Source organism: Terriglobus albidus, from assembly GCF_025685425.1.
Classification (GTDB): domain Bacteria; phylum Acidobacteriota; class Terriglobia; order Terriglobales; family Acidobacteriaceae; genus Terriglobus; species Terriglobus albidus.
Genome location: NZ_JAGTAS010000057.1, coordinates 123,625 through 148,399 on the forward strand (window position 1 = coordinate 123,625; position 24,775 = coordinate 148,399).

Consider the following 24,775-nt stretch of genomic DNA (forward strand, 5'->3'; position numbering starts at 1 on the left):
AATAGAGTCTGGAGGAAATCCGAACAATGTACCCAGAGATCATGGTCATCCCCATGCGCGAGGAGTTGACCCGCGCAGGCATCGCAGAGGCTCGCACCGCGGCCGAAGTGGACACAGCCCTGGCCAAGCCTGGCACCACCATGGTGGTTGTGAATTCGATCTGCGGCTGCGCTGCCGGTAAGATGCGGCCCGGCGTCCGTATGGCCCTGTCGAACCCCACTCTCCCGGACCAGTCCATTACTGTCTTCGCCGGTCAGGATCGCGAAGCCACCGAGAAAGCGCGCAGCTACTTTGGCGGACACCCGCCGACCTCGCCGTCGATCGCTATTCTGCGTGACGGACAGCTGGTCTACCTGATGCAGCGCTCGGCGATCGAAACCTCGACCGCCCCGGCCATTGCCCAGGAGCTGCAGCGGGCTTTCGACACCTACTGCGCTAAGACTCCCGCGTAAATCCTTAGAAAACTCTTTGTTACAGATTGGCTCACTTTTCCATTGAATCCGCCGATGGAGAAAGTGAGCCATGTCTGTTATGGAACACATCCCTCAGCCCACGTTCTTCGAGATGCTTGGCAGCAGTCCAGCCATGGAGCGGCTGAGATTACAACTCGAGCGCATTGGGCCGCACTTCCGCACCATTCTGCTGACTGGTGAACCCGGCGTCGGCAAAGAACTTGCAGCGCGTATCCTGCACCGGCTCAGTCCTGCCGCGAACGAGCCCTTTTTGGTCTACGACCCCGCTACAACCATTGAAGAATCGCTGGAGTCAGCGGCTCGTGGAACGCTGTTCCTGGATGAGGTCGGCGATACCTCGTCCCCCGTTCAGGCGAAGCTGCTGCGTCTGATGCGTATGGTGGACACCCGCATTATCGCTGCTACGTATCGCAATCTACGGCATCAGGCCGCCATCGGTGAGTTCCGCTCAGACCTGTACTACCGCCTTTCAACGGTTGAGATCGAGGTGCCGCCGCTGCGGCAGCGCATGGAAGATCTGCCATTGCTTGTGGAGCACATTCTCGCGTTCGCGGGCGAGCGCTATCATAAGCCGACAATGGAGCTCTCGAGTGAGGCAATGGAAACACTTCGCGGCCACTCCTGGCCAGGAAACATTCGCGAACTCGAAAGCGTTCTGAGCAACGCAGCTATGCAGCAGGAAGGAAACGTTATTCATACGATCTCTCTCCCGGAAGTGGCGTCTCCAGTTAAAGCAGATTCGCTGCCTGTCCGATTGGATGATCTGATCTCCCGCCACGTTCGTGGTGTGCTGGCACAGTGCGAAGGCAATAAAGTACGCACAGCGGAGCTGCTCGGCATCAGCCGCTCGACGCTCTACCGGATGCTGGAGGCCTAGAGCATTTTCCCTGTAGGTGTAGTGTAGGGCTTCCGCATCTATGGGCGTTTTCCGTAATGAAAACGCCGCTACACTCCTCTTCCGGGATACCCAGCAACAGGGAAAATGCGGTTAGAGCATTTTCCCTGTAGGTGTAGAAGTAGGGCATCCGCATCTATGGGCGTTTTCCGCAATGAAAACGCCGCTGCACGCCCCTTCCGGGATACCCAGCAACAGGGAAAATGCTTTAAGCGACGGATCGCTGTTTTTACAAACACCCTCATCAGCACCGTGTTCTCAACAGGGTCGATTCGACTTGCGCGTGATCTGTGCTATAGTCAATAAAGTGTTCAGCGCTGGCCAGCACATCGGCGAGGGCTGAGAACAACCCATCGGACGCGTAGCTCAATTGGCAGAGCATTCGACTCTTAATCGACAGGTTGAAGGTTCGATTCCTTCCGCGTCCACCATCTGGCCCATTCAGTGTTAACAACTTTCCAAGCGTTAGATCATGTATTTTCTCCTTTTAATTTGGGGTGGCGCGTGGTAGGTTGGTAGACCCTCCATGGAAAGAGCGGGCGTTGCAATGCGCAGAGCTGCTGAGTTTCTTGTTGTGGCGATATGCACCCTTGCTTTTGCTTTGACTGCCATCGGAATATGCACGCTGCTGCTCACAGGAAATTCGGCGGGAAACCATGACTTCATCTCCTATTGGGCCGCTGGGCAGCAACTTATCCATCATCAAAATCCCTATGATGCTGATGCCATTCTGCGGATCGAACACTCTGCCGGTTTCCCTGTCGGCTATCAGGCTCTCATCATGCGCAATCCGCCGTCGGCACTTCTGCTGACTCTTCCTCTCGGATTCGTGAGCTTGCGGACAGCCGCTCTGCTGTGGTCGCTTCTTTCGCTTTCCTGCTTGGTAGTTTCCGTCCGGCTGCTCCGCCCAAAAGGCCGCCTCGGCTTTCTCGGCTACACCTTTGCTCCCGCCCTAGCCTGTCTGCTGGCTGGGCAAACCTCCCTTCTTGTGTTGCTTGGTCTCGTTCTCTTTCTGCGTCTCCATGAAACCCGATACTTCCTGGCCGGTTGCTCTCTCTGGCTATGCGCCCTCAAGCCGCACCTGTTCCTACCGTTTGCAGTCGCGCTTATCCTGTCGAGTCTTATCAAGAAACGATATTCACTCCTCGCCGGCACAGTCCTGGCGCTTGCAGTTAGCTCATCAGTTGCTCTGTACTTCGACCCTTCGATATGGAACCACTACAGCCAAATGATGCACGGCCACGAACTGGAAGGCGAGTTCATCCCTTGCCTTAGTGTCGCCCTCCGATTCGCTTTGCACTCGCCGTGGATTCAATACTTACCCGCGTTGCTTAGCTCTATCTGGGCTGTCTTCTATTTCTCGAAGCACTCATGGACGGAACACGTAGGGCTCTTGCTTCTGGTCTCGGTTCTGCTCGCTCCCTACGCTTGGTTTACGGATCAAGCGGTTCTGATTGCGACGTTGCTCCCGGCCGCCTATCTCAGCTCCTCTCGCAGCATGATCGCCTTCCTTGCCCTCATCAGTGCAGCGATTGAGATTCAGACGCTTTTGGGAGTTTCGATGCACTCGTGGACTTACCTCTGGACCGCTCCCGCCTGGATTACCTGGTACTTCTTCGCGAGCAGTTATGCGATAAAAGTGAATGCCCCGCCAACCCTCGGCGCCGCAATCGCGACCGAGAACCCCTGATGCCGGTGAAGTTGAGGACATCTGCTACCTTGACCGTAAATTGTAGGGGGAGTTTCCACCCTCTGGTGAAGTCAACTAGATGCGAGGTATTTGCTTCTCACCAGCATGACCCTTACCAGCACGACCAGCAGAAAGAAACACTCGCCCCAAAGCGCGTGGTTATGAAAACGTGGCGTGCAGTACGCCCCGAGCACAGCGCCTAAAAAGAACATCCCGCAGATTTGAGCAAAAACCTTTGCCTGTTGCAGGTCTTCTGGGGATCGACCGGCAACGAGCCAAGCAAGCCAACTCCTCATCATTGTGTGCAGATTTCCGGTCGTAAATGTCGAGCTGTAACTCTGCTTGTTGACCTGGCGGAACGTGGCTACCTGTAGCGAAGCGGCAAATGCGATTGCCATAGAGATCCCGAGAGACGCACCGTAGCTTGTAGAAAAGCTCAGGCATATAAGGATTGCAATCTCTAGCGTCAGTACGGCAGCTTCTGGGACGCGAACAGCGGTGGCAATGTACTCATGCTGCACCAGCCTTGCTGCCGCAATACCAAACAGGAACATCACCAGCACCAGGAAGTGACGCCCCGCATCCTGCCAGGCAACCGTCACCAGATCAATCGCGAGCAGGACGACATTCCCAGTCATTGCATTCGCGAAGACGTGGCCGTGCCCGATGTAAGTAAATGCATCGAGGTACCCGCCGGCGAATGCCAGCAGAGCGTGCGCCGATACACCTAGTCTCGTATCGGTTTCAGCGGCAAGGCTCGTTGTCACCAATCGATCCTTCCCTCCCGCACCGATCATACTTGTGGCAGGCCGGCAATAGAACAGCAGCATAGCGAGCATACAGCTCTACCGCCGTATGCTCTAAGCAATCGTTCGCCTTGTCTCGAACCGAGACAACTCAAATCTGCGTACGCACAAAAGGGATGAAGATAGAACAGGTTGTTCCATGATGGGCCGGCCGTATGCTGCTGCGTATACTCAACGCACCATGGTGTTTTGCCAGGAGCTCTGAAACGACCCACATGCCGAGGCCGGTGCCAGTCTCTTCCTTCGTTGTGAAAAACGGCTCAAGCATTCGCCGATAGACCTGAGGGGGCATACCAGAACCTGAATCCGCAACTGTAATACGAACGCCGCGAAGCAGCCGGTCTTTCCAGTGACAGGATGGACGTACTCTGGCACGAAGTCGTCCACCGTGCGGCATTGCCTCAATGGAGTTGTTGATGAGATTTGTAAGTACCTGCTGTAGCTCTCCGGGCGATCCAAGAACCTCTGCGTTCCCTTCAGCCTCGGTATCGAACTCGATCTTGGCAAGATGCAGCTTTGGGGAAAGCAAACGTATGGTTGCACTGACTAGCTCCGCCGGTTTTACCGTCACGAACTTTGAAGTGCTCCGCGACATCTGAAGCGTCTGCCGCGTGATCTCCACAACCCGTTCGAGCTGCTGTCCGGTCTCTTCAACATACCGCGTCTGTTCCGGACTTATGCCGCTGTCTTTCAGTAAAAACAACAATCCCATAGCTGCGTTCAGCGGATTATTGATCTCATGAGCGATTGCCGCCGAAAGGCGGCCGGCAACAGCGAGCTTTTCATTTCTCAAAAGTGCTTGATCGGTCAGCCTTCGCCTGGTTACATCTCCACAGTATCCTGTGATTCCGCGAACCTCTCCGGCCTCATCAAGCTGTGTGACTCCCTGACAAGCAATCCATCGAATGCCGCCGTCTGGAAGAACCACTCTGTATTCGGTATAGCAGGAGTCTTTCCGCTGGACGGCAAGCTCGAGCTCCCGTTCAGCCTGCCCCACATCATCAGGATGAACACTACGCCGCCAGAGCTCATTAGCCGCCCGAAGCGATGGATCGATACCATGCAGACGATAGAAACCAGTCGACCATATCTCATGATCGGACGAGATATCCCATTCCCACACGCCGGCATTCGCACCATCGAGCGCCATCTCGATGCGAACCTGATTCTCTCGGGCCAGCTCACTGGCTCGAGCCTGCTCCTGCGCAAGATAGCTTTCTGTTCGCGAAAGTGTAAGCTCGTGTTCCAGCTTTAGTGTCTTCGCTTCTTCGCGCTCGCGTGCGGCAATACGCGTGAGGCTGCCCACGAAGATCGACCCGATGATAAAGACACACTCGCGGAAGAACCAGCCACTGGGATCAGGCGCCAGATTGATACGATGCGTTGCAAAGATGAAGTACTCAATCCCACATCCCGAGACGACAGCGCAGGCTACCGCGCCTGATAAGCCAAGCACCCAGGCACTCAGGATCACTGCAGGATATGACAGCAGGTAAGGCGACCGATGATTGGGAGCCATCATGAGACTCAGGCCAAATGGAATGCATGCAACCAGAGCTCCGAGAGCTACTTCACTCCAAAAAGACAACCGGAGGGGGAGGTTGCCAAGCGCGTTGAAGACCCTATGCAGCACCATCAATCCTGTCTAGAGCATTTTCCCTGTTGTTGGGGATCCCGAAGGGAACGTGCAGCGGCGTTTACATTGCAGAAAACGCCCATAGATACAGATGCTCTGGCCTACACCTACAGGGAGGATGCTCTATGGCTCTTGAGTATACCCCGCAGTTGTTCGGAAAATGCCGCCCGGAATCATACGACTCGCTAGCAATCATCGCGGACATCTTCATCTTTTCCGAGTACAGACAAGAGCACCTGGCCAAGAAATGCATCCGTTCTTTAGGGAATCACTCTCACGTTGTATGCCTTCGCCGGTGGTGTCATGGCGGTGACGGCACAAAGCTGAACCTTGACTGTATCGGCGGCAACAACTGCAGCAGACAGCAGGATCATCGGCTGAGGAAGGCTGCCATCAGTAGCAGAGACCGCGACCGGCTGCCCTGGAACAGCACCAGGGACGCTTGCATTTCCCGTGGCACACATGCCGGCAGTCAGCGAAGTTCCTCCTATCGGAGATGTAGCGCCCTCGAGTGCGGCCTGAAGGTTCGGCGCAGTGACAGGCTCTGAAAAAGAGATCTTGCCATTCGACTCCACCGTCATCACATCGCTATTGCGTGCAACATCGTGCAACGACCAGGACCTTCCGCCTTGTCCCAGTTGCATCGTCCATCCCGTGTTATGTCCGCTATCCAGGAAAAAGCTGTTGTTGCTAATGACGCTCCCAACAAACCTGGATGCTCCGGTGAATGTCCACGAGGGCGCAGTCGGACTTCCAAATGCCGAAGGAGATGCCGTAATCGCGCCGTCTCCTTTGTATCCACGTAAATATGCGACCTGGTAGTCCGGCTCGTTCGGACTGCCTTGGGGATATTCAATGGAATGTCCCGCATAAAGAATGGTCCGCGGTGCAAATTGTGAATCGAGCATCCGCCCGATCGGCCCTTTCCAGAAAAGGAAGTCAGGCAGCCGCTGCCATCCACCAAGTCCGGAGTAGTGATTTGCCGGCACGAAATTCTCTAAACAGATAGCACAGCCCGACGCCATTCCGCTCACCCCAGCGTGCAGAATACTTCCGCTACCGGTGAACCCATTGCCAGGCGTCAATTGCGTCTGGTAGAGGCGCAATGCAGACCCGTTGAAAGACTCTACATGTCCGACCTTTGCAAGGTGGCCAGGTTGCCAGGGAATTCTATTCTGCTCAACCTCTATATATCCGCTTGCTCCAGCACCTGGCGCATCGGGGTTACTTGTAGAGATGATCTCGGCCCCGTAGTAGAGCGCGTAAGCGTTTGTGCCCACGATGTTCAGGACTGCGGAATTGCAGGTGCCCGCCGATTTCGTTGCACTTTGATAGGTGAGACTTGAAACATCTGTCGAAGCAATTGGATTGCCGATCATCTCATTGAATGACGCATCCTGACATCCACTGACGCTTACACGAGGGTAATGTGCAAAGTCGTGGAGTTCCACACCGCCGCCCCGCCCAGTCGCAACCACGGTGCCATCGGGTGCACGCTTCAAGATAACCCCGCGCTCCTGTACCGGAAGCACGAAAGGAGATTCAGCCACTCTGCCTTTTACATCAAACGGCGGGGCAACCTCTTGACGACTTCCATGACTGTAAAACGCCCAGGCAAGGTGGCCGGCATCGACAGGAACAGCAAAGTAACCTGCCGGCCAGCCGGTCTGCTGTTCTTCGGCAATTGGGCTTAGCTGTCCGCAGGCCGGTGTTTTGTAGATGAAATGCGTCACACCATTCTTTTCTGGCTTACGCAGCGACAATGTAATGGTCTGGGTCCCTCCTGCAAGAGGTGTGGCTGACAGCACGGTCGAGTTCTCTGGAAATACACTGCCCATGAAGCACACAGCGTCGCCGGCTTGAAAGCCGGCGCCACGCACAATCGTCACAGTCAAATTTCCCGTAGGTTTCGGAACGTTTGCGGTACTTACCTTAGGAATGTCCGGCGGTGCGGGAATATATCCCCAGGTAGGGACAGGTGTTAGATTCGCAGGTTCTACGGCCAGTAAAGCGGGCGCATTCCCCGACTCCACTGTTGCCGACAGTAACGCTCCCTGAGCGATGGGTGCGCTACTGTCGATCAGATACTCTCCCTGTCCGTAGCAATAGCGGTTTCCTTGACTCGCCGGGTTATAGCAGATGCCGTTCTTAGCGTCGAAGTCGGGAAATACCGTCTGACCGGTAATCGTTCCCTGCATAAACTTTCCCGAAAAGTATTGGCTGTATTGGCCACCGACTGAACTCCAATGAGCACATCCTTCATCGGATCCGGCTGTCGTACCTCCCGCGCAAAGAGGGTATCCATAGACCATGGAGCTGTCACCAACTCCGCTATGCATATGGTCTATCGTCACAACCTGCGAGATGCCCGCGTAGGAGGTAAAGTTCGTCAGATGCAATAGACTGCTGGTCATCCACCCGCCGAGATTTCCGAGACTCATGCCCGTCTGATCACCGAGGTTGAGCAACGCATTACAGTAATATCTACCGACTCCCTTGGCAGTCGTCGCATTCTGCACGCAACGCAGCATTTCACCGTAACCGATGCCTTGCCCAACAGCAAATACACCAGGAACGTCATACGGGACGTCATGCATCTCGTGCGCTTCGATTCCCGGTCCGTGAGCCATGATATGGGTCTGATGGAAGCGGCGGATATTTGCCGCATTGATCGTACTGGCAGCATCGACCTGAACGGTCTGCCCATTCCCCGTCAAGGCGGTCAACGGCTGGGCGCTCTGTGCCCGCTGGGCATCCTGTTGAGGCTGCTGCCCCTCTAAGGCTGAAAGCAGTAAAGACATCGCGACAAGTAGACGAATACCTAGGCTCACTGGGGGATGCTCCTCTTTGGGGTTCTTTGACTGAGACGCTAATCGCACCGGCGGGTTGTGGTTATTTCTGATAAAAAAGCGCTTCGCAATCGATAACGCAACCTCTGACCGTCCTTCTTTCATACACTTTTCGGCCAGAAACAAGGCCTTTCGACTATGCTTGTATGCAACAACGATCCCCCGCACACAGAAGCGATCTGAAAGGGTTTTAGAAGAAAATGTCTGAAGCAACATGCGATATCGGCCTGATTGGCCTTGCAGTCATGGGTCAGAACCTCGTTCTCAACATGAACGACCACGGTTTCAAGGTCGCTGTCTACAATCGCACCACGTCGAAGGTAGATGAGTTTCTGGCGAATGAAGCGAAGGGTACGCCTATTGAAGGCGCTCATTCCATCGAGGAGCTGGTCTCCAAGCTGAAGCGGCCCCGCCGCATCATGATCATGGTGAAGGCCGGCGCGGTTGTCGATCAGACCATCGATTCCATCGTGCCTTTCCTGGAGAAGGGCGACATCATCATTGATGGCGGTAACTCTTTGTTCACCGACTCTAACCGTCGCACCAAGGACCTTGCCGACAAGGGCATTCTGTACATCGGCACCGGCGTCTCCGGCGGCGAAGAAGGCGCGCGTTTCGGCCCGTCAATCATGCCTGGCGGCAATCCTGAAGCATGGCCGGCAGTAAAGCCGATCTTCCAGGGCATCGCAGCCAAGGTCGAGGATGGAACTCCCTGCTGTGACTGGGTGGGTGAAGGCGGTGCAGGCCATTACGTAAAGATGGTCCACAACGGCATCGAGTACGGCGATATGCAGTTGATCTGCGAAGCTTATCAGTTGCTCAAGGATGGCCTGGGACTCACTGCCGATGAACTCCACGAAGTCTTTGCCGAGTGGAACAAGGGTGAGCTTGACAGCTTCCTGATTGAGATCTCCGCTGAGATCTTCGCCAAGAAAGACGATGACGGCCAGGCGCTGCTCGACAAGATCCTGGACACCGCGGGCCAGAAAGGCACAGGCAAGTGGACCGCTATCGACGCCCTCGATAACGGCATGCCGGTCACACTCATCGGTGAGAGCGTCTTCGCACGCTGCCTCTCCGCGTTGAAGGAAGAGCGTGTCGCCGCTTCGAAGGTGCTGCAGGGTCCCAAGAAAGCAGGCAATGCTGCGGATAAGAAAGAGTTCATTGAGAACGTTCGCCGCGCACTCTTCTGCTCGAAGCTCATCAGCTATGCGCAGGGTTACATGCTGCTGCGCGAGGCTGCAAAGGTACAGGGCTGGAACCTGAACATGGGCGGCATCGCACTGATGTGGCGCGGTGGTTGCATCATCCGTTCGGTTTTCCTGGGCAACATCAAAGCCGCCTACGACAAGAATCCGAAGCTCGATAACCTGCTTCTGGATGACTTCTTCTCGAAGATCCTGAACGAGTACCACGCGTCGTGGCGTAAGGCTCTGGTTCACGCAATCGAGAGCGGCGTTCCGACTCCGGCGTTCTCCACTGCGTTGGCCTTCTATGATGGCTACCGGACTGATCGTCTGCCGGCAAACCTGCTGCAGGCCCAGCGTGACTTCTTCGGTGCACATACCTATGAGCGCGTCGACAAGCCCCGCGGCGAGTTCTTCCACACCAACTGGACCGGCCGCGGCGGCCGTGTCTCCTCGAGCACCTACAACGCCTGATCTTCAGGTACGAATACACGAAGGGCGAGGGCAGCGGCCTCGCCCTTCATTCTTTACGAACAACGAACTTGAAAAATGATCTACCTAGAAGGTAAACGCTAGTCCTGCCTGGAGCATACGCGGCGACTGCGCCAGATAAAGGGTTCTGCCATCAGAGGAGAGATATGGCTGATAGCCCTGCTCCAGCAGGTTGGTGACGTCGAGGAACGCCTCCATATTCTCAAGCCGGAAACGGCGGACGCGAAGCGGCTGCCGTACTGACAAGCTCAGATACGGCTGCCGGCTCATGGTTGAGAAGAGATTCACAGGAGTAACTGTCTTCTCATCCTGCCAGCGATAGCTTGCGCGAAGCTGTGTCCCCGAAGTTGGCATCAGCGCCCTAATTCCGACTGCGGCTGATTTCGTACGGCCTGCACGGAACCTGGTGGTGGTCTGAGACGGCGTCTGAGGAGCATTGACCACCGACAAGGCATCGCCAGTATTCAGTTCGAGTGTCGTCCAGAGCTTCTGACCGATCTGTTCACCGGCAGAAACGCTCCAACCGACGGAGGTATATGCATCCCCCATCATTCGGGCAGTTCCTGTCGTTGCATCCGCCAGCATGGTTCCATGCGCCAACTGAGAACCGGTAACGGGCCCAATACCGGCCACCATGGGACGATCGATCGAATCCCGGTAGTAAGCCGTACGGATACTTCCCTTACTGTTCCGAAGCGTCGCGGCAAATTGCTGGTGGGTACCGCGCTCCTGAAGCATGCGGTCTCCCTGCAGCACGGCAACCGGAAGAGGAGCATCGGCAGCATCAATATCGTCCGCGCTCTGCGTCTCGCGGGAGCGCGCCATGCGATAGCTCAGCACGAGCATGTCGCTTGGATGCATCGCCAGCTTTACGAATGGACGGGCCTCCACCGAAGCTGCCCCCATACGTACAGCCCGCAGAGAGCTACCGACTTCCAGGGAAAGCATGTCCCCAAAATTCATCACTTCAGCGGAATCAACCGTATATGCCTGGTATCCGCTCGCGCCTCCCTGTCCCATCATTTCAGGATGGTCCTGGAATGAGACCCGGGTACGGGTATAACCGAACATGCCGGCCGGCTGCTGATAGACCACCGAACCTTCCGTGGCCGCACCCATCGCATAGGGTCCGCTTACGGCGCTGCTGCCTGCTCGCACAAGAGTACCGTGCCCGTCGCTGCCGGCCGTGCCGTAGGTAACGGTGTTCTTGACTCCGCCACCGCCAAAACCGTCTCCAGTGGCAACTTCAACCCGCGTATGACTGACACGCCGCGGCGCCTCCGGTCCGGGAGAGATCAACACGACGTCCTGATCGCCCGCCAGGCGCAGAATCGGCCTGTTCGCCGCCGTGCGCAGCGACCAGGTCCACTCATCCGCCGGTTCATCCGGCTGGCGACGCTCCGCGGGAAGCCAACGGCTCTCTTCAAAGAGAGTTGTCAGTGTCAGATTAACGATGGCCTGGGCTCCGGCGCGAAGGCGGAGATCGCCCCGCATCGACGGCAAAAACAGAGCCGCACTTGCGCGCACCTGATATTTTCCAGGAGTGAGATTTCGGATGACGTAGTGACCCTTCAGGTCAGTCACAGCCATTCCGGCAGGAGTGGCGTCTGGCAGAAGTGCCTGTACGAGGGCACCCATCTGAGGAATTCCCTGAGCATCACGCACGATGCCCGACACGGCAGCACCTTTAGGCTGCGCGACGGCAACGCTAATCGCCACCGGCATCAATACCAGCAGCAACGATACGGATTGGAGTCGGACTCGCTTCACTGCGCTTGCACACGAAACACTGCGCCAGCCAATTCCAGAAAATCCGCGTCCCTGCACAACAGCCTGGACAGCGTTCTCAGGTTGCCTCTGCCGCCGATGCTCCTTCGGCTCAGCTATGCAGCTTTCCGGCTTCCTGCCCTGCAATCTTACTCCACAACAAACGGTGCTGACTCAGCAATTTGCTGCTTTGAGACGCCGTCATCCACCTTGATGGTTACCTGGTACTTGCCAGGCTGCAGGCTGGCAAGCGGGACACTCTTCTCCAACGTTACCTGGTCGGCATGCGGATTCAGCTTCGCTGTCTCCTCTGTCGCATCCAGAAGTGCTTTATTATTCGATAGATCGGTGATCTGATACTCGATCTTGGCGCTGTTGACCTTGCTCTTCTCGTCGATACCGAGGTTGTAGACCTGCATCCAGAAGTTCAGGCTCTGGTCGCGCTTGAAGGTAACCGGGACTCCGGAACCAGCCGACACGCGCGGGCGGATACGGGTATTACCAATCACGAAGTTGCCGGTGCTGATTTCGTGGGTGCTGACCCGCTCCATCTTGTCAGCCAGAATCAGGCTGGAGGCCGCCAGACGGTCGTCGTCGAACTTCGGTACATTTACGCTGCGCTTCCAGGTGCCGATGTGGTCAGGATTGTTGACATCCTTAATCGCGATATCCACCTTGTATAGCCCCGGCTTCAGCGGCAGCGACTTCCAATACACCGAAACGTTGTCCTGCGTCTTCGGCAGCAGCTCGCTGGGAACCTGGATGCTGACCGTATCTTCGAAGGTCTGTACCACCTTGTGGTTCAGGTTGGTTACGCGGCCAAGAATGTTGACCGTACCCGTCGACACACCATCCTTATTGGAGAAGGTCACATCACGGTTCTTCACCTGAAGCGTCAGGGGAACAAGCACCGTCTCGTTCGTCACCTTTACGTAGTCCGTACGTACATCGAAGAGGAACGGAGGTCCGTTCAGAATCGTCGACTTGGTCAGATACTGTTCCAGATCCTTGAACTTGATCTGCGGAGCAGCCATCAGCTTCGCATACGTATTCAGGCGGTCGAACTGCTTGGACTGATTCATGGAGCTGCGCGGTCCAAGACCAAGCTGCTCCAGGCCGCCCTGGGTAAAGCGGTCCGTCTTGCTTCCCTGCCCCCACTGCTCGTAAAGCGTGAGACCGGCGCCGGGGACCATCTTCAGAGCATCCTTTTCAGAACGGTCGATGGTCATGTGGTAGTCGCCGCACATGCAGGTGTCCACAAATTCGATATCGATGTTGTCGCCGATACCTTCGAGATAGCGGTAATGCCAAGTCTCAAACGGATACGTCGAGGTGGAACCGCCGCCCTCGTCGATGGGACGTTCATACTGGCCGCCCGAGGGGTGCGAATCGATGCTGTCCGGCTTGCCGTAAGCAATATAGATGTGGCCGCGGTCGGTCTTCCAGCCAGGCTTACCGGCGGCAAAGTGCTCGTTCGCATAGGCGATGCGCTGGTAATGCTCTTCGCGGTACTCGTTGTCAGGTGAGTCCGGATTCGGGTTACGGCGCTGCCAGAAGGCTTCGATAAACGCGTCGCGCTCCTCGTCATTCGAGAGCTGCTTGAACGCCTGCAGTTCCTCGTCCGTAATGATCCAGACGACGTCCTGATCGAGCCACTTCTTGTATTCGCCCTTGATTTCCTTACGGAGATCCTTCTGCTGCTGAATGCGCTCGCGGTCAGAGAGGCGACGCTTCAACGGGTCGGGATGCTCCACGACCTGCGGCTTGGCAGCAGGGCTGTTGCTGTCACCGGACTGAGCATCCTGTCCATAGGCGACTGCTCCTCCGACTGTCGCAGAAAAAACTAAACTTGCGCCGAGCAGAAGGAAACCACAGGTCTTCATAACGATGACAACACTCCGAGAGTTGTACGCCCCATTCTAGAGCATTTTCCCTGTTGCTGGGTATCCCGTAAGAGGAGTGCAGCGGCGTTTTCATTGCGGAAACGCCCATAGATACGGAAGCCCTACTCTATACCCACAGCGAAAATGCTCTAGTGCGGTTTTCGACCGAACTCAACCTGCCGAGGGTATATCCGTTGGACGCCCGACTGCTATGATGGTCACCATCCTTACCGGCACCGCGATTTGTACATGGAGCTTTTTGCGAAACCATGAAACCAATCCGCATTCGGCTGCGTAATGAAGCTCTGCAGAGGTTCCCGCGAAATCGCCCATGAGCGCCAAAAAAATCGTTGCCATCCTTGCTGTTGTCCTTGTTCTTGCGACTGTCGTCGTCGCTTCCATTGCGAAAAGCCGTTCCGGCGTAACGCCGGTAGCCACAGCGAAGGTCACCCGCCAGGAACTGGTCTCTATCGTGAGCGGCACTGGCCAGATAAAACCGAAGACCTATGTAAACGTCGGCGCCACCGCCTTCGGCCGTATCACGCACCTTTACGTGAAGGAAGGCGATCACGTGAAGAAGGGCCAGACGTTGGCGGCAATTGAGAGCGTTCAGCCCGAATCGGCTGTAGCTGCCCAAACAGCCAATATTGCTGCCGCGAAGACCGATTTCAGCTCCTCGCAAGCAGCGATTAAGACCGCCGAGGCGAACCTGGTGCAGGCAAAAGCCGACCTGACGCAAAAGCGTTTCGACTACACCCGGTACGAGCAGCTCTATCAGGAAAAGCTCATCTCCAAGCAGGACTACGACGCCAAAAAGGCTGCCTTCGAAGTAGCCGCTGCGACCGTAGCACAGCGCGAAGCCGCGCTGAACCAGTCGAAGGCACAGGCGGATTCCTCCGCCAGCAAGATTCAGCAGGCGGTCGCCAACCAGCGCGCCAACTTCGACACGCTGGATAAGACCGTCTCCCGTGCCCCCTTCGACGCTCTTGTCACCAATGTCCCGGTCCGCGAGGGCGAGACGATGGTTACCGGCATTCAGAACGCCCTCGGTTCCACGCTGATGACTCTGGCTGACATGTCGGTCATCACCGCGGAGGTTAAGGTCGATGAGACGGACATCGTGAACGTCAAGATGGACCAGCCCGTAAATGTGACGATCGACGCCTTGCCCGGCCGCAGCTTTAAAGGTCACGTTACCGAGGTCGGCGACCAAGCGTTGCTACGCACCACCGGTATCGCCACCTCGCAGTCGACCACCGGTACCGAAGAAGCCAAAGACTTCAAGGTGGTTGTGACCCTCGACGAGGTCTCCGATGATCTGAAGCCCGGTCTCTCCTGCACCGCCAAGATCACAACGGCCAAGGTGCAGAACGCTCTCAGCCTGCCGATCCAGGCTCTGGTACAGCGTGACCCGGCCATTGAAAACATCTACGCCGCCACAAAGAAGACCACCGAGGCGGCAACCAAAGCAGCAGGCATCAAGGCCAACCCGATCCAGGGGGTCTACCTTCTGGAGCCTAAGAATGGCAAGCCGGCTGTGCGCTTTGTTCCAGTCACCACCGGAGTTACCGGTGCAACCGAGATTCAGGTACTCTCCGGTCTCAAAGAAGGGCAGGAGATTGTGATTGGGCGCTTCAAAGTATTGCGAACTCTTAAGTCAGGGATGACCGTAAAGCGAGACAATACTCCAGAGACGGCCACCGAGAGCGCCTCGTAGGTAACTCGTAGGTAAATTGGGGGAACCATTCCCCTCTTGCCAGCGTACAAGCACGCATACGACGATTGGAGAGTAACCACATGCTCACGGAGACCCGAGTGGAACCCACCCTGACCCCAAACGCCGACGGTCCACACGCCGGCGAAGTCATCGTTACCGACGACCTCTGGAAGACTTACGTCATGGGTGAGCAGGAAGTACATGCCCTCCGCGGCGTCAATCTCCGTATCCGTCACAACGAATACGTTGCGATTATGGGTCCCTCAGGTTCGGGCAAATCGACCTTCATGAACCTGATCGGTTGCCTGGATTCTCCGACGCAAGGCCGCTACTGGCTGAACGGACATGATGTCTCTCAGCTCGACGATGATGAGCTGGCACGCATCCGCAACAAAGAGATTGGGTTCGTCTTTCAAACCTTCAATCTGCTGGCTCGCGCCACGGCACTCCATAATGTCGAGCTGCCGCTGATCTACAACGGCACCCCGGCGGCGGAACGCATTGAACGCGCCAAGCAGGTATTGGAGTCTGTCGGCCTGGGTACACGTATGGACCATAAGCCGAACGAGATGTCCGGCGGTCAGCGGCAGCGCGTCGCTATCGCACGAGCCCTGGTCAATTCACCCTCCATCATCCTGGCAGACGAGCCGACCGGCAACCTCGATTCAAAAACCGGCGACGAGATCATGGCCTTGTTCGATGAGCTGCATGCTCGCGGCAATACGATCGTTCTGGTCACGCACGAACCCGATATTGCCGAGTTCGCGCATCGTATCGTTACTATCCGTGACGGCCAGATCGCCAGCGACAACGAGAGCAACCGCGTCCGCTAGACCATTTTCACTGTAGGTGTAGTGCAGGGCTTCCACATCTCTGGGCGTTTTCCGCAATGAAAACGCCGCTGCACGCCCTTTCCGGGATATCCAGCAACAGTGAAAATGCTCTAGGCGTATCGCGTTTTCAAGACAAAGGGGGTGATCCTATGGATCACTCCCTTTTGCTGGTCTACACAGCGGTCCAAAAGGCAGAACCCATCGCAAAATTCGCAGACTACTTCCACTCGAGCAATTCTCTTAATACTTGTAGCGTTGGATAAATCTGCGAAGGCCGTTTTCTTCGCGGGAAAACGGCGCAAACAGCCAAAACCTCTCCCCAGCGAACAAGTTCGCTGGGGAGCCCGAACTCCGCTCTACACCTTTAGGAGAATCGCTCTATCCAACCTTTCGCCTAACTTCTACAATTTCCAGCATGAAACTCTCAGCCATTGCAGAGGCGCTTAACGCCACGCTTGTCGGTGATGGCAACGTCGAGATCACCGGTCTGGCAGGAATTGAAGAAGCCGGTCCAGGCGATCTGACCTTCGTCGCTAATCCGAAATACGCCTCCGCTGCCCGCACCACCCATGCCTCTGCCGTGCTGGTCGATCCCAAGTTTCCAGAGATCGAAGCGGCCACTCTGCGGACTACAAACCCGTATTACGCATTCGCGCGCGCAATCGAGCTTTTCTACAACCCTCCTCGTTATGCGCCGGGAGTTCACCCTACTGCGGTCATCGATCCAACCGCGACCATCGGCGAAGGAGCGCATATCGGCGCTTACGTGGTCGTCTCAGCCGATGTCACCATCGGCGACCACGCCACGCTGCTGCCCCATACGGTGATCTATCCGGGTGTAACGATCGGTCACTACTTTTTTGCCCATGCGCACGCCGTCGTACGGGAACATTGTGTTCTGGGTGACCATGTCACGCTGCAAAACGGCGTAGTTCTGGGCGCCGACGGCTTTGGATTCGCAAAAGACAGCGCCGGGAACTGGCACAAAATTCTGCAGTCAGGTCCGGCGGTCGTGGAAGATTACGTCGAAATCCAGGCGAACGCTACGGTTGACCGCGCTTCAATCGGTGAAACCCGCATTAAAACCGGGGCCAAAATCGACAATCTGGTACAGGTAGGCCACGGTTCCTCAGTCGGAGAGCACACATTGCTATGTGCCCAGGTTGGTCTTGCGGGCTCCACCACCGTTGGAAAAAATGTCATCCTTGCAGGCCAAGTAGGTGTTGCAGGCCATCTCCATGTGGGCGACAATGTCATCGCTACCGCACAGACCGGTATTCCGAGCGATGTGCCGGCGGGTAAAGTGGTCTCCGGATATCCAGCCATCGATAACCGGCAATGGCTGAAATCTGCCGCGATCTTCAACAAGCTCCCCGAAATTATCCGAGAACTAAGGGGAAAGAAAGAAACTTCCGGCAACCAGTAAGCAACACCGGGTCTCTAAGGAAGGGAGACACCGATGGCCAACGACACAATGGACGAACTCCAGCAGGACGTTTCCGCGCCCACTCTGGTACGCGTACTTTTGCTGGATGACGAACCGGCAAATCTTCTGCTGCGTACCGCTATTCTTCGCAAGAACGGGTACCACTGCCTTCCTGCCTCAACGGTGGAGGAGGCCAACGAGCTCCTGGACCAGATTGATGTCGCCGTACTGGACTATCACCTGGGCCATGGCAAATTTGGCACAGAAGTCGCCATTGAGCTGCGCCGGCGCCGGCCCGAAGTTCCAATCGTCATTCTTTCGGCCACACTGGAACACCGCTTCGGCGGGCCAGAAGATATGCATCTGCTCAAGGGCTACTCTTCGGTTGACGACCTTCTGCATGCCCTTGCTTCCTTTTCAGCAAAGCGGCGGGGAAAGCCCGTCGTTGTGGATGCACGTGACTTCTTCTACGAACGCATCTCTATGGCATTGGGCAATGACATCCTGGTGCAGATCCTGGATAACGACGGGACATGGCAGTATGTCAACGAAGCAGCAGCAGACTACCTCGCCCATCCGCGCGAGTGGTTTCCGGGCCGTAACATGTTTGTGGAGATGCCCAATCTGCTGCGCGACTGGCGGAGAGTGATTGCCACTGTCTCAACCACACGCGAGACATATATCGACCGCACTCGCCGCGGTCTGCTTTCTGTTCCAAAACCTGACGAGCGACCGGGAACGTGGTCCATTCTTGCCTTCCCCATGACCCTCCACTCGGGAGAGACCGGAGTTGTTCTAACGGCGCGAGTTCTGGAACGTGGGTCTATCACCAACGGCGTCGCCTGACTCCCATCCGAGTCTCAAGTAGCTATACTCAACCCATGCAGTTTCAGAAAGCAGCAGCCCTTTTCTTTCTTCTCATCGCCCTCGCCGGCTGCCGCTCTCGCTACATCGCAGCGACCATTACAAACGACACAGCAAGTCCCGTCAGCGTCGTACAGGTCGACTACCCTTCAGCCAGCTTCGGTACGCAGTCGCTCGCTCCGGGGCAGACATTTAGTTATCGCTTCAAGATTCAAGGTTCCGGTCTGGTGAAGATGACGTGGTTAACGACTGACCGGCAGGAGATGCACGCCAACGGCCCCACACTCTCAGAAGGCCAGGAGGGTCAGCTCGCCATCCACATTCGAACAAATGCTGACCCTACCTTTGCCTTTACCTCTGTCAAAGGACGCTAGTTAGACCTTGCGTCCACTAGACCTTATGTACATTAGACCCCTTGCGTCCATTAGACTTCGCGCCCATGCGCCCGCGGTTGCCGTCTCCGCTGATGGATTCCCGCATTCCCACTCATATGCGGATGATCGCTCTGCTTGGTCATGAACATGTACAGCAGGAAGAGCGCCGCAAACATCGGAATTAACATAATGAAGCCATAAAAAAGCATGGCAACACCTCCCCAAAATCATCCTGTTTATAAGACTCGCCTCGCCATGCCGTCGTTGCTTTCTGAAAAGTCATCGTCTTGTCCCTCGGTTGTACTCCATGCTCGATAACTCGCGGTCTTACTGTGTACCTCGCTGTAAAGGACACACGCGCATCTTGTTGAAGCTCCACCGTCTTGCTCTCTGTCTTGTTCTCACCGGCACAGTACTCACAACGTCTTCTTCAGCACAGGCAACCGCCACGGCGTCCGCGACTTCAAACCTTGAGCTCTTCGGCGGGGTTTCGAAGGTGTACACCGGCATACAAGGCCAGAACACAAGCTTTACGGCCGGTGGAGATTTTATTCTTCGCCGTTTCGCGGGGTTCGTGCCATCGGCTGAGGTCCGTGGAACGTACGCATTCCGGAAAGGCAACATTGCCGCGGAGAAAAATATCCTCGGAGGCATCAAACTCACGCGAGAGTTCGGTTCCGTCCACCCATACGTTGACTTCCTCGCCGGCCGCGGCTCCATCAACTTCCCCAATAAGACCTACGGCGGCAGTCTATATGAGTATGTTTCCGGTACCGTACTGTCTCCCGGAGGCGGTATCGACTTCTCCCTCGACTCACACTGGTCGGCCAAACTCGACTTCCAGTACCAGCGCTGGGGTGTTCCAGTCACCGGCTCCGGATCAATCTACTCCAGGTCAGTCACGGCCGGCGTAGAGTATCGTTTCAACTTTGACTCACTCGGCCGCCGGCACAAAAAGACACGCGACTACAAGGACTAGAGCATTTCCCTGTTGCTGGTATCCCGGCGGTTCGCCGCAAGTATGTTTTTCCGGAATCGAATACACTTGGCCCATGCCGCGCGGCTTTTTTATTACCTTTGAGGGGCTGGACGGCTCCGGAAAAACAACGCAGCTCCGGCTGTTACACAAATGGATGGCCGAGCAGGGCCATACTGTCACAACCCTGCGTCAGCCTGGGGGAACAAAACTCGGCGAAGGCATCCGCGAGCTGATCGTCAGTTCAAAGGGAGAGGCGGCAGTCGGCCCTATCGACTCCTTCACGGAACTCGCCCTGATGTTCGCTGATCGCGCTCAGTCCATCGCCGAGATCATTCGTCCGGCTCTTGACCGCGGCGAGGTCGTACTCTGTGATCGTTATACCGATTCCTCTGAGGCCTACCAGGGCGGCGGACGCGGCCTTGGCAGCGAAACCATCCTCGGGCTGCACCGTCTGCTCTGCGGCAACCTGCAACCGGACCTTACGATTCTGCTGTTGCCGGATTTCAATGCCTCGCTTGCCCGGGCGCGACGCCGAGACGGCGATGAGTCACGCTTCGAGCAAGAGCACAACGACTTCTTTCGGCGTGTATGGGACGCCTACAAGGTTATCGCCGCCCGTGAGTGCGGGCGTGTCGTCCTTGTCGAAGGAAATGCCTCCATCGATAAAGTGCATGCGGTCATCCTTGAGGCAGTCACGACCCGGCTCTTTTCCTGATTGAGATGAACGATCCAGCCACACTCCCGGTCGTCCAGCGCGGAGCGTATCGCTTCCCTCCCGGCCTGCGTTACAACCTGCCCTTTTATATGGGGCGCAAGCCATGGGCGCGGGTCGGGCGTCCTATCCTGCTCTTCGAGCACCTGGCGAAGACCTATGGCCCTGCGACCCACTATCGCATGATGGGCACTGACATCCTCTTCCTCAATCACCCGGACTTCGTCCAGGAGGTGCTCGTCACCCAGAGCGGCAATTTCATCCGCGAGCGCACTCTGCGACGTATGAAGATCCTGCTGGGTGAGGGTCTGCTTACAAGTAATGATCCGGTCCACATGCAACACCGCCGTATTGTCGCACCTGCGTTCCATCGCCAGCGAATTGCGGCCTATGCCGATGAGATCGTACGCTCAGCCGCAGCGATGGCCGAACGATGGAAATCCGGTCAGACGATCGACATCGGTGCAGCCATGATGGAGCTTTCGCTTTCGATTGTGGCCCGGACGCTGTTTGCCAGCGAGGTCACCGACGATGTCCGGGCCATCAACCATGAAACCCATGCCATCATGCGTCTCTACAACCTGCTGGTCATCCTGCCAAGGCTCGAAAGCTACCTGCATTGGCCATTGCCCGGCGTGACCCGGTTCCGAAAAGCGCGGGGTCACCTCGATTCGGTTGTTTATCGCATTATCCGGGAACGCCGTGAAGATCCCGACGATCGTCACGACCTTCTCTCCATGTTGCTACTTTCACGGGATGAGGATGGCAATGCCCTCTCCGATGAACAGGTGCGCGATGAGATGCTGACAATCTTCCTCGCCGGCTATGAGACGACTGCGAACGCACTCACGTGGACCTGGTATCTACTCTCACAAAATCCTGATGCCCGCGAGCAGATGCATGGTGAACTGGACAAAGTTCTGGCAGGCCGCAAGCCAACGCTGGCTGACTACGCGAACCTCACCTACACACAACAGGTCTTCTCCGAATCTATGCGACTTTATCCGCCTGTCTGGGCTATGGGGCGGGAAGCCGCGGTCGATGTCGAGCTCGGGCCCTATCGGATTCCCGCAGGATCGCACGTCTTCTTCTCCCAGTGGATCATTCATCGTAGTCCGGAGTTCTTTCCGGATCCATTGCAGTTTGATCCGTCGCGCCATACCGAAGCGGCCAAAGCAGCGCGTCCGCGGTTTTCCTACTTTCCGTTCGGAGGAGGCTCCCGCCAGTGCATCGGTGAAAGTTTCGCGTGGATGGAAGGAATCCTTGCCGTGGCAACCATTGCACAACAATGGAAGCTGAATCTCGTACCGAATCAGCGCATCGACGTACAGGAGAAGATCACACTTCGGCCGAGGTATCCCATTCTGGTGACTTCGCAGAGGTAAACCTTTTCCGTCACCGGTGACGGAAAAAGGTGACATAAAATTTGGAAGTGGACTTCTCCAGCTTTATTGGAAACGCACCCGCTGTCGATCAGCTCCGCGCTGCTATCGCCGCAGGACGCCTTCCGCATTCCATGATCCTAGCCGGGCCAAAAGGCGCCGGAAAGTACACCCTCGCCATCTTATTGACGCAGGCATTGCTTTGCCAGAACCAGCCACGTGAAACCCTTGGCAATGGTCAAGAGGCAGCGCTCGCATGCCGAACCTGTGCCAACTGCACTCGCATTGCCGCGGCAATGCCACTCGACACTCTGGTCGACGAAGCCGTAGCGGCCCGAGAAGAGCTGCGGGAAACGGATAAAAAAGAGACACGCGTCCTGATTCAGACACACCCGGACCTACTCATTGTTCCTCCGGATCCTCCTCAGTTACTGATCAAGGTCGGTCAGATCCGCACGCTGATCCACTCCGCATATCGCGCTCCTGCCGAAGCCAAACGTAAGGTCTTTATCCTAACGGCCTCCAGTTTTATGAAAGAGGCGGCTAATTCCCTTCTCAAGGTTCTTGAGGAGCCCCCCGCCTACGCACATCTGATTCTGCTGGCAGATAACCCGGGGGAACTTCTGCCTACGATCCGGTCTCGCTGCGCCATGGTCCGCCTCGGAGCCCTGCCTCCGCATGAGATCGAAGGTCTGTTGGCCGCAAAGCATCCGGACTGGAAGGCAGCCCAGCGCCAGCTTGTCGCCCGTCTGGCACAGGGAGCCGCCGGCCGTGCCCTCAACTTTGATCTTGGCGCTTTCACTGCCGCCCGCCAGGATGCGCTCGTCGTTCTGCGGAATGCCGTAGGCGATCCCGACCATACGGCTCTCTTTAAAATGACGGAAACCTATCGTGCAGGCGCAGAAGGTCAGCAAAAGACACAGGATCTGCTCGGCGCCCTGTCGTCGCTGCTGGAGGACCTGCTGCTGCTACAGGCAGGAACACCGGAGATGATTCGCAATGTCGATCTGATGGCCGAACTGGAGCGAACCGCAGCAGCTGTTCCTTTCGAATGGATCGAAGGAGCCTCCCGCGCGCTTGACCAGGTACAGTCCGGCATGCGGCGCAACCTGCTGCGTTCACTCTCCCTGGACGCCTTCGCATCACAACTCGTGGTACGGTGACGTACAAAAAATCACCAATCGATGCGACCTTCGTTAGACTAGACGCATCCCTATCGTTAAGAGCTCCATTTAGTCGTTTCTCTTGTACGGACGCGCTGACCCGTAGGGTTCGCTTGCTGTATTTCTGGAATCTGCTGCTTCATGAGTGATCACCCCCCCATCTCGACCGTCGATCAGACCTTCAATGGCAATCGCAAGCTGATACGCCCTTCCCTGGTAGGCCGTATGCTGCGCCGCGGCAACGTGCGTCATGAAGAACCACTCTCGAATGCAGCGCTGCAGGAGAATCATCCTCCCGGCGAAAGCAGTCACGCCGAAGCTTTCTACTTTCAGAAGCAGATTCAGCAAAAGACCGAGATGGTTGTCGTACTCGAAGACGGTGAACGGCTGGATGGACAGATCGAGTGGTACGACCGTGGCGTCATCAAGCTCTGCACCACATCAAGGCAGCGGGTGCTGATCTACAAGTCGTCCGTCAAGTACATCTACAAAGCCAGCGAAGTTCCTACGTCGACCCTGCTTTAGAGCGTTTTCCCTGTTGCTGGGTGTTTCCGGAACGGACGTGAGCGGCGTTTTCATTGCGGAAAACGCCCATCCATGAGGAGACCCTACTCGACACCTGCAGGGAAAATCCTTTAGGCACTCTAACTAACCCGGGCTGCCTTCCGCAGTCTGTCCAGAAGAGCTGCTCCGACTCCATGCTCCGGTGGCAGCGGGCAGACGATGGAGGTCACCCCGCGAGAGTCCAGATCGCGCAGACCGGCAAAGAGCCGCTGTGCCATCTCCTCCGGCGTGCGCCCCCAATCAAAAATTTGTCCTCCGGACGTCCATCCTGCGGGGAGCAGCACACCCGTCCGCTCCGGTCCCAGAGAGGCCACTCTTGCCTGCAACTCCGCCTGATCCCTTACCAGCACGACCCTGGCCCGAGGAGCGTAGTGACGGATTCCCACCCCCGGGGACGGCAGACTCTCAGGTTTTTGGGTCATCGCGGGAGGCTCATAGCGCACGGCGGGACCAGCAGTCTGCTCAAGCATTTGTAGTGTCACCGCGCCTGGCCGGTAAACCACAATCGGAGTTTGACAGGGGTCCACGACCGTCGACTCCACGCCGACTTCGGTTGCACCACCGTCCAAAACAGCGTCGATGCGGCCTTCCAGGTCCTCAAGCACGTGCGCGGCACTCGTCGGACTGGTTCTTCCAAAGCGGTTGGCACTCGGGGCAGCTACCGGAACGCCCGCCTCCCGAATCACCTGCAGCATTACCGGATGACGCGGCATCCGGACTCCCACCAGCGACCGGCCGGCTGTCACCAGGTCCGGAACTGCATCGGACTTCGGCAGCAGCAGTGTCAGCGGCCCCGGCCAGAAAGCCTCCATCAACCGAAGCGCCGCGGAGGGTATCTCGCGAACCACAAGCCGCAGCATCGCCTCATCGGCCACGTGGACGATCAAAGGATCCCACTCCGGACGCTCCTTGGCCGCAAAAATCCTCACAACCGCCTTTGGATTGAGAGCATTCGCTCCCAACCCATAGACCGTTTCTGTCGGCAAAGCAACGGTCCCGCCCTGACGCAGGATCTCCGCCGCCCGGGTGATTCCGCCGGCGGTTTCCTGAAGCCGTTCTGTTGTTCCTACAAAATCCACTTCA

Annotated in this window: 20 protein-coding genes and 1 tRNA gene; 15 read left to right on the forward strand and 6 right to left on the reverse strand. The window is 56.7% G+C overall.

Annotated elements, in window-relative coordinates:
* Positions 1 to 26: 26 nt before the first annotated feature.
* The 4 genes from OHL21_RS16820 (at position 27) to OHL21_RS16835 (ending at position 3,058) form a co-directional block, all read left to right on the forward strand.
* Positions 27 to 452, forward strand: coding sequence for a BrxA/BrxB family bacilliredoxin (locus OHL21_RS16820; RefSeq protein ID WP_263418449.1), 426 nt, complete (start codon positions 27 to 29; stop codon positions 450 to 452).
* A 70-nt stretch (positions 453 to 522) separates the two neighbouring features.
* Positions 523 to 1,350: a sigma 54-interacting transcriptional regulator gene (locus OHL21_RS16825; protein ID WP_263418450.1), complete on the forward strand. Its 828-nt coding sequence runs from the start codon at positions 523 to 525 to the stop codon at positions 1,348 to 1,350.
* A gap of 373 nt (positions 1,351 to 1,723) precedes the next feature.
* Positions 1,724 to 1,799, forward strand: a tRNA-Lys gene (locus OHL21_RS16830).
* A 116-nt stretch (positions 1,800 to 1,915) separates the two neighbouring features.
* Positions 1,916 to 3,058 carry a glycosyltransferase 87 family protein gene (locus tag OHL21_RS16835; RefSeq protein WP_263418451.1) on the forward strand — a complete coding sequence of 381 codons (1,143 nt, stop codon included), beginning with the start codon at positions 1,916 to 1,918 and terminating at the stop codon, positions 3,056 to 3,058.
* Between the two features lie 71 nt (positions 3,059 to 3,129).
* Here OHL21_RS16835 and OHL21_RS16840 read toward each other — a convergent pair whose 3' ends face one another.
* The 3 genes from OHL21_RS16840 to OHL21_RS16850 all read right to left on the reverse strand — a co-directional run bounded on the left by OHL21_RS16840 (position 3,130) and on the right by OHL21_RS16850 (position 8,331).
* A complete protein-coding gene (locus tag OHL21_RS16840) occupies positions 3,130 to 3,825 on the reverse strand; it encodes a YoaK family protein (protein ID WP_263418452.1) in 696 nt (231 codons plus the stop codon).
* A 130-nt stretch (positions 3,826 to 3,955) separates the two neighbouring features.
* Entirely contained in the window at positions 3,956 to 5,500 is a 1,545-nt protein-coding gene (locus OHL21_RS16845; RefSeq protein ID WP_263418453.1) for an ATP-binding protein, read from the reverse strand.
* Between the two features lie 260 nt (positions 5,501 to 5,760).
* Positions 5,761 to 8,331: a hypothetical protein gene (locus OHL21_RS16850; RefSeq protein ID WP_263418454.1), complete on the reverse strand. Its 2,571-nt coding sequence runs from the start codon at positions 8,329 to 8,331 to the stop codon at positions 5,761 to 5,763.
* A gap of 218 nt (positions 8,332 to 8,549) precedes the next feature.
* Here OHL21_RS16850 and gnd point away from each other — a divergent pair, with 218 nt between their 5' ends.
* On the forward strand, positions 8,550 to 10,010 hold the full coding sequence (gene gnd / locus OHL21_RS16855) for a decarboxylating NADP(+)-dependent phosphogluconate dehydrogenase (RefSeq protein ID WP_263418455.1): 1,461 nt from the start codon (positions 8,550 to 8,552) through the stop codon (positions 10,008 to 10,010).
* Positions 10,011 to 10,094: 84 nt separating this feature from the next.
* On the opposite strand, the gene OHL21_RS16860 is transcribed toward gnd, so the two are convergent.
* Positions 10,095 to 11,798, reverse strand: a complete 1,704-nt coding sequence (locus tag OHL21_RS16860; protein ID WP_263418456.1) for a carboxypeptidase-like regulatory domain-containing protein — start codon at positions 11,796 to 11,798, stop codon at positions 10,095 to 10,097.
* A 146-nt stretch (positions 11,799 to 11,944) separates the two neighbouring features.
* Complete coding sequence (locus OHL21_RS16865) at positions 11,945 to 13,678, reverse strand: GWxTD domain-containing protein (protein ID WP_263418457.1); 1,734 nt, start codon at positions 13,676 to 13,678, stop codon at positions 11,945 to 11,947.
* Between the two features lie 331 nt (positions 13,679 to 14,009).
* On the opposite strand from OHL21_RS16865, the gene OHL21_RS16870 reads away from it, so the two are divergent.
* The 10 genes from OHL21_RS16870 (at position 14,010) to OHL21_RS16915 (ending at position 23,653) form a co-directional block, all read left to right on the forward strand.
* On the forward strand, positions 14,010 to 15,395 hold the full coding sequence (locus tag OHL21_RS16870; RefSeq protein ID WP_263418458.1) for an efflux RND transporter periplasmic adaptor subunit: 1,386 nt from the start codon (positions 14,010 to 14,012) through the stop codon (positions 15,393 to 15,395).
* Positions 15,396 to 15,475: 80 nt separating this feature from the next.
* Entirely contained in the window at positions 15,476 to 16,228 is a 753-nt protein-coding gene (locus OHL21_RS16875; protein ID WP_317889992.1) for an ABC transporter ATP-binding protein, read from the forward strand.
* A 415-nt stretch (positions 16,229 to 16,643) separates the two neighbouring features.
* Positions 16,644 to 17,654: a UDP-3-O-(3-hydroxymyristoyl)glucosamine N-acyltransferase gene (gene lpxD, locus OHL21_RS16880; protein ID WP_263418459.1), complete on the forward strand. Its 1,011-nt coding sequence runs from the start codon at positions 16,644 to 16,646 to the stop codon at positions 17,652 to 17,654.
* Positions 17,655 to 17,687: 33 nt separating this feature from the next.
* On the forward strand, positions 17,688 to 18,500 hold the full coding sequence (locus OHL21_RS16885; protein ID WP_263418460.1) for an ATP-binding response regulator: 813 nt from the start codon (positions 17,688 to 17,690) through the stop codon (positions 18,498 to 18,500).
* Positions 18,501 to 18,535: 35 nt separating this feature from the next.
* Entirely contained in the window at positions 18,536 to 18,892 is a 357-nt protein-coding gene (locus OHL21_RS16890) for a cupredoxin domain-containing protein (protein WP_263418461.1), read from the forward strand.
* A gap of 364 nt (positions 18,893 to 19,256) precedes the next feature.
* Complete coding sequence (locus OHL21_RS16895; protein ID WP_263418462.1) at positions 19,257 to 19,871, forward strand: hypothetical protein; 615 nt, start codon at positions 19,257 to 19,259, stop codon at positions 19,869 to 19,871.
* Positions 19,872 to 19,944: 73 nt separating this feature from the next.
* Positions 19,945 to 20,586: a dTMP kinase gene (gene tmk / locus OHL21_RS16900; RefSeq protein ID WP_263418463.1), complete on the forward strand. Its 642-nt coding sequence runs from the start codon at positions 19,945 to 19,947 to the stop codon at positions 20,584 to 20,586.
* Between the two features lie 5 nt (positions 20,587 to 20,591).
* Positions 20,592 to 21,968, forward strand: a complete 1,377-nt coding sequence (locus tag OHL21_RS16905) for a cytochrome P450 (protein ID WP_263418464.1) — start codon at positions 20,592 to 20,594, stop codon at positions 21,966 to 21,968.
* Between the two features lie 47 nt (positions 21,969 to 22,015).
* The gene (locus OHL21_RS16910) at positions 22,016 to 23,128 is read left to right on the forward strand and encodes a DNA polymerase III subunit (protein ID WP_263418925.1); all 1,113 of its coding nucleotides are present in this window, start codon (positions 22,016 to 22,018) and stop codon (positions 23,126 to 23,128) included.
* Positions 23,129 to 23,269: 141 nt separating this feature from the next.
* Positions 23,270 to 23,653: an Hfq-like protein gene (locus OHL21_RS16915; RefSeq protein WP_263418465.1), complete on the forward strand. Its 384-nt coding sequence runs from the start codon at positions 23,270 to 23,272 to the stop codon at positions 23,651 to 23,653.
* Between the two features lie 119 nt (positions 23,654 to 23,772).
* Here OHL21_RS16915 and OHL21_RS16920 read toward each other — a convergent pair whose 3' ends face one another.
* Positions 23,773 to 24,771 carry an L-threonylcarbamoyladenylate synthase gene (locus OHL21_RS16920; protein ID WP_263418466.1) on the reverse strand — a complete coding sequence of 333 codons (999 nt, stop codon included), beginning with the start codon at positions 24,769 to 24,771 and terminating at the stop codon, positions 23,773 to 23,775.
* Positions 24,772 to 24,775 lie beyond the last annotated feature (4 nt).